Source organism: Kineococcus vitellinus (assembly GCF_009906315.1).
Lineage (GTDB): Bacteria > Actinomycetota > Actinomycetes > Actinomycetales > Kineococcaceae > Kineococcus > Kineococcus vitellinus.
Genome location: NZ_JAAALL010000283.1, coordinates 1 through 5,718, shown reverse-complemented (window position 1 = coordinate 5,718; position 5,718 = coordinate 1). Strand labels below are relative to the sequence as shown.

Below are 5,718 nucleotides of genomic sequence, written 5' to 3'. Positions count from 1 at the left end.
GGTGGGAACCGCCCACGGGGGCCCGGTTCACCGCTGCCCCCGCGCCGGCCGGGCGGCGGCCACCACGTCGAGCAGGGCCGCGACGGTGCCGTCGAAGTCGAGGTGGGTGGAGTCGAGCGTCACCACGCCGTCGGCGGCCGAGGTGAACGCGGTGGTGCGCGCGTCGACGCGGTCGCGCTCGACGACGGCGCGCCGGGTGGCCTCCAGCGCCGCGGCGTCGTCGGAGCCGAGGTCCTGCTGGGCCCGGCGGGCCAGGCGCACGGCCTCGTCGGCGGTCAGCAGCACCCGCACGTCGGCCTCGGGGGCCACCACGGTGGTGATGTCGCGGCCCTCGGCCACGACCCCGGGGCGGTCACCGGGGGCCGGTGCGGCGCAGGCGGACTCGATGATGGCGCGCTGGCGCAGCACGAGGTCGGCGCGCACGGCCGGCACCGAGGCGACGGCGCTGACGCGGGCGGTGACCCCGGCGGAGCGCACGGCCTCGGTGAGGTCGGTCTCGGTGCCGTCCGCGGCGACGACGGCGACGGTCGGCGCGGCCGGGTCGGTGCCCACCCGCAGCGCGACGGAGCGCACGTGGGCGGCCACCGCGGCCGGGTCCTGCAGGTCGGTGCCGTGCTGCAGCGCCGACCACGTCACGGCGCGGTACATGGCGCCGGTGTCGAGGAAGGCCACGCCCAGCGCCGCGGCGACGGCCCGGCTGACGCTGGACTTGCCGCTGCCCGAGGGGCCGTCCACGGCGACGACGATCGGCGCGGTCACGACGGACACGCCCGGGTCGTCCCCGGCCGGGGACGCGACGGAACTGCGGGGTGCGGGCGAGGTGGACACCGGAAGAGGTTAGTCGACCGCACCGGGCCCGGCAGAACCGCGCGCGGGCTCAGAGCGGGACCGTCCAGCCGCGGCCCCGCAGCGCCTGCTCGAGGGGCTCCTTGGCGGCCGGCACGACGTCGATGGCCGCCAGCGCCACGGCCTGCCCCGCCGAGTGCTCCAGGCGCAGGTCCTCCAGGTTGACCCCGGCCGCCCCGACGTCGGTGAGCAGCCGGGCCAGCGCACCGGGACGGTCGGGCACGACGACGACCACCGTGGCGTAGGCGGCCGGGGCGGAGCCGTGCTTGCCGGGGATGCGCTCACGGCCCGCGCCGCCCGCCGCGATGGCGCCGGCCAGCCGGCCGCGCGCTCCGGGCGCGGCGGGGTCGGCGGCGAGCGCCCGCAGCGCGCCGATGACGTCGTCGAGGTCGCGGCGCAGCTCCTCCAGGACGTCGGCGACGGGCGCGGCGTTGCCGGCGAGGATCTGCGCCCACAGCGCCGGGTCGCTGGCCGCGATGCGGGTGACGTCGCGCAGGCCCTGCCCGGCGAGCGCCACGGCCGGCTCGGGCGCCTCCCGCAGCCGGGCCGCCACGAGGCTGGCGGCCACCTGCGGGGCGTGCGAGACCAGCGCCACCGCCTCGTCGTGCTCGTCGGCCGGCATCGTGACCGGCACGCCGCCGCAGTCCAGGGCCAGGTCGCGCACCGCGCGCACGACCGCCGGGCCGGCCGCCTCGGGGGCGGCCACCACCCACGGCCTGCCGGCGAAGAGGTCGGTGCGGGCGGCGACCGCCCCGGAGCGCTCGCGCCCGGCCATCGGGTGGCTGCCCACGTAGCGCGACAGGTCCGCGCCGGCCGCGCGCAGGGCGGCCAGGGGGCCGCCCTTGACGCTGGCGACGTCGGTGACCACGGCCCGCGGGAAGGCGGCCAGCTCGGCGCGCACGACCTCGGCGACGACGTCCGGCGGCGCGGCGACCAGCACCAGGTCCGGGTCGTCGCCGGGCGCCGCCAGCCGCCCGGCTCCCATGTCCCGCGCGAGCGCCGCGGCCGTCGGCGAGGGGTCGTGCAGCACGACGTCGACGCCGCGCAGGCTGAGCGCGAGCGCCGCCGACGTGCCGAGCAGGCCGGTGCCCACCACCCGGACCGTGCCGCGCGTGCGGGCGGGCGCCGCCGCGTCGAGGGTCACGGCGCCCTCACTGGGCGATGTCGCGGCGCAGCGCCTGGGCGCCGTTGAGGTACACGTGGCGCACCTCGCTGCGCGCGCGGGTCGTCTCCACGTGCGCCATGAGCCGGATGACGCGGGGCATCGAGCCCTCGATCTCCAGCTCCCGCGCGCACATCAGCGGCACGTCGCCCATCCCGAGCTCGCGGGCGGCCACCGCCGGGAACTCCGAGACGAGGTCGGCGGTGGAGGTGAAGATGACGCTGATGAAGTCGTCCGGCGACAGCTCGTTGACGCGGACCACCTCGGTGACGAGGTCGCGGGTGCGCGCCAGCACCTCCGCGCGCTCGTCCACGTCCACCTGCACCGCACCACGGATCGCCCTGACCGACACGCGCGGCAGGCTACCGGGTGCGCTCACAGCCCCGCGGCCGCCATGAGTTGCTGGACCTCACCCCGGGTCAGGCGCCGGTTCTTGCCGGGCTTGAGGTCGCCGAGCACCAGCGGGCCCATCTGCACCCGCACCAGCTTCAGCACGGGGTAGCCCTCGGCCTCCAGCAGGCGGCGCACGACGTGCTTGCGGCCCTCGTGCAGGACGACCTCGACGAGGGCGTAGCCCGGCTTGGAGTCCACCAGGCGGAAGGAGTCCACCGCCACCGGGCCGTCCTCCAGCTCGACCCCGGCGCGCAGGTTCCTGCCCAGGTCGCGCTTGACGGGCCCGCGCACCTCCGCGAGGTAGGTCTTCTTCACCCCGAAGGAGGGGTGCTGCAGCCGGTGCGCGAGGGTCCCGTCGTTGGTGAGCAGGATGAGGCCCTCGGTGTCCAGGTCGAGGCGGCCGACGTGGAAGAGCCGCTCCTCGCGCGGGCCGACCATGTCGGCGAGGTTCAGGCGGCCCTCCTCGTCGTACATCGTCGACACCACGCCCTTGGGCTTGTTGACCATGATGTAGGCGAGGTCGTCGTCGATGGAGAAGCGCATGCCGTCGACGTGCACGACCTGGCGGGTGGGGTCGATGCGCACGCCGAGCTCGGTGACGACCTGGTCGTCGACCGTGACCCGGCCGGCGGTGATCATCTCCTCGCAGGCGCGCCGCGAGCCGGCGCCCGCCGCGGCGAGGAACTTCTGCAGGCGCACGCCCTCGGGGTCGTGCACGTCGACGCCGGTGCGGGCCTTGACGGGGGCCGGGCCGCGCCGGGGCGGCTGCGGCGCCGGGGCCACCTGGTCGGTCATCCGCTTGGCGGCGCCCTTGCGACCACCACCGCGGCCGGTGCCCCCGGCACCGCCCGCTCCGGCGGCCGCGGGGCGGCCCCCGGTGCGGGGCGCGGGTCGGGACGGGCGTCGCTGCCCACGGCCGCCGCCGCTGCGGGGCGCGTTCGGGCTCATGTCGGGTCTCCCTGCTGGTGTACGTCGTCCGGCCGGTCGGCGCGGTCGTGCTGGTCCTGCTGGTCCTGGAGCTGGTCCTGGAGCTGGTCCCGGGGCGGGTCCGCCTCGTCGGCGGGCTCGTCGGCGGGCTCCCCGCTCCCCCCGGGCTCCTCGAGCTCGATGTGCCCGAGCTCCAGCTGCTGGTGCGCCGACCCTCCATCATCCCCCACGCCGGAGCCGCTGGCGGTCGGCAGCGGCGGGAGGGAGCCGGCCAGCACCTCCTGCGGCTCCAGGTCGTCCAGCGAGACCTCGTCGGGCAGGAACGGCGCCAGCGGCGGCAGGTCGTCGAGGCTGCGCAGGCCCATGCGCTGCAGGAACTCCGGCGTCGTGGCGTAGAGCGTGGCCCCGCTGGTGGCCTCCACGCCCGCCTCGCGCACCAGCCCCCGCGTCAGCAGCGTGCGCATCACGCCGTCCACGCCGACCCCGCGCACGGCCGAGACCCGGGCCCGGCTCACCGGCTGGCGGTAGGCCACGACGGCGAGCGTCTCCAGGGCCGCCTGGGTCAGCTTGGCCGTCTGCCCGTCGAGCAGGAACGCCTCGACGACGTCGGCGTGCTCGGCGCGCGAGTACATCCGCCAGCCCTCGCCGACCTCGCGCAGCTCGAAGCCGCGGCCGGTCTCGGAGTACTCCCCCGCCAGCTCGCGCAGCAGCAGGTCCACCTCGTCGGGCTGCTCGCCGACGGCGCGGGCCAGCGCGTGCACGCCGACGGGCTCGTCGGCGACCATGAGCACCGCCTCGAGCGCCGCGCGCACCCGCCGGCCGGGGTCCTCGTCGCGCAGCTCCTGCGGCTCCTGCGGTTCCTGCACCTGCTCGCCCACCGATCAGCCCTCTCCCGCGCCCGGCGCGGTGCCCTCGAACTCGTCCAGACCCGCGGGCACCGCGGTGCCCGCGGCCCCCCGGTCCGCCTCCACGGCCTCGTCCCAGCGGACCGTCAGCACGCCCAGCGCCTCGGGCTGCTCCAGGCGCACCCGCTGCTCGCGGAACAGCTCCAGCACCGCCAGGAAGCGCGCGACGACCACCAGCGTCCCGTGCTCGCCCTCGCCGGCGTCGGCGACCAGCTCCGCGAACGTCGCGCTCCCCCTGCGGCGCAGGCGGTCCACCACCAGCACCGCCTCCTCGCGCACGCTCACCGAGCTGGCGTGCAGGTGGCCGAGGTCGACGACGGGCACCGGCCGCGGCGTCAGCGCCCGCGCCGCCAGGGCCGCCAGCTGCTCGGGGCTGACCGTCAGGACCAGCTCGGGCAGCAGCGCCTCGAAGCGCGGTTCCACCGCGACGGCGCGCGGCACCCGCCGCGAGCTCTCGGCGAAGCCCTCCGCCAGCACCGCGGCCACCTGCTTGTAGGCGCGGTACTGCAGCAGCCGCGCGAACAGCAGGTCGCGCGCCTCCAGCAGCGCCAGGTCCTCCGGGTCCTCCACCTCGGCCGCCGGCAGCAGCCGCGCCGCCTTCAGGTCCAGCAGGGTGGCCGCCACGAGCAGGAACTCGCTGGCCTCGTCGAGGTCCCAGTCGGCACCGCCCTCGGCGGCCGCGGACTGCGCCGCGCGGATGTGGGCGATGAACTCGTCGGTGACGGCGGCCAGCGCCACCTCGGTGACGTCGAGCTGGTGCTTGGTGATCAGCCCCAGCAGCAGGTCGAAGGGGCCGGTGAAGTTGGGCAGGACGACCGTGAAGGTCCGCCGGCCCGGCTCCGCCCCGCCCTCGGCGGGGGCACTGGTGTCGGCGGGAGCGGTCACGGCGACCACGGTAGCGACCGGACGGGTGAGTCCTGCGCGAGCGCGCGCGGGCGTCCGGGTGGTCTCCCGCCCGTCCGGGCGGCCGCCGCCCGGGCGGTGCCCAGCATGGACGGGTGCGCCTGCTGCTGACCGTCGTCACCCCCGACCCCGTGCGCAGCACGGACGTCGCGGTGCAGGTCGACGACGACGCGACCGTCGGCTCCCTCGCCGCCCTCCTCGGCCTCGACGGCGCCGAGGGGCTGTGGCTGGGCGCGCAGCGGCTGGAGCCCGCCCGGGCGCTGCGCGGGAGCCCGCTGCGCGACGGCGCCGTCGTCGGCGCCGGCCGGCCCGTGCCCGGGGTGCTCGCCGAACCCGACGGGAGCGTGGAGGTCCTCGTGGCCTCCGGCCCCGGCGCCGGCCGCGTGCACCGGCTGCGCGCCGGCTCGGTGCGCGTGGGCAGCGCCGCCGACTGCGAGCTGCGGCTGGGCGCGGGTCCCGCGCACGCCGCCGTCCTGGACGTCGGCGCCGACGGCACCGTCGGCGTGCGCGCCGACGCGGAGGTCGCCGGGCGCACCCGGCCGGCGGCCGCCCGCGCGCGGGCGCTGCCGGGGCCGTTCGCCG

6 protein-coding genes and 1 pseudogene are annotated in these 5,718 nt (G+C 77.7%); 1 reads left to right on the top strand and 6 read right to left on the bottom strand.

Annotation, left to right across the window (positions count from 1 at the left end):
• Positions 1–27: 27 nt before the first annotated feature.
• The 6 genes from cmk to GTQ99_RS18945 all read right to left on the bottom strand — a co-directional run bounded on the left by cmk (position 28) and on the right by GTQ99_RS18945 (position 5,127).
• A complete protein-coding gene (gene cmk, locus GTQ99_RS18970; RefSeq protein WP_338075116.1) occupies positions 28–768 on the bottom strand; it encodes a (d)CMP kinase in 741 nt (246 codons plus the stop codon).
• A gap of 109 nt (positions 769–877) precedes the next feature.
• A complete protein-coding gene (locus GTQ99_RS18965) occupies positions 878–1,990 on the bottom strand; it encodes a prephenate dehydrogenase (protein WP_166617280.1) in 1,113 nt (370 codons plus the stop codon).
• Positions 1,991–1,997: 7 nt separating this feature from the next.
• Complete coding sequence (gene aroH, locus GTQ99_RS18960) at positions 1,998–2,360, bottom strand: chorismate mutase (protein WP_166617279.1); 363 nt, start codon at positions 2,358–2,360, stop codon at positions 1,998–2,000.
• A gap of 23 nt (positions 2,361–2,383) precedes the next feature.
• Positions 2,384–3,349: a pseudouridine synthase gene (locus GTQ99_RS18955; RefSeq protein WP_166617278.1), complete on the bottom strand. Its 966-nt coding sequence runs from the start codon at positions 3,347–3,349 to the stop codon at positions 2,384–2,386.
• Entirely contained in the window at positions 3,346–4,206 is an 861-nt protein-coding gene (gene scpB, locus GTQ99_RS18950) for an SMC-Scp complex subunit ScpB (RefSeq protein ID WP_338075115.1), read from the bottom strand. Before scpB ends, GTQ99_RS18955 begins: the two co-directional genes overlap by 4 nt.
• Positions 4,207–4,209: 3 nt before the next feature.
• On the bottom strand, positions 4,210–5,127 hold the full coding sequence (locus GTQ99_RS18945) for a segregation and condensation protein A (protein WP_166617277.1): 918 nt from the start codon (positions 5,125–5,127) through the stop codon (positions 4,210–4,212).
• A gap of 104 nt (positions 5,128–5,231) precedes the next feature.
• On the opposite strand from GTQ99_RS18945, the pseudogene GTQ99_RS18940 reads away from it, so the two are divergent.
• Positions 5,232–5,718: pseudogene (locus tag GTQ99_RS18940) on the top strand (hypothetical protein); the annotation flags it as partial.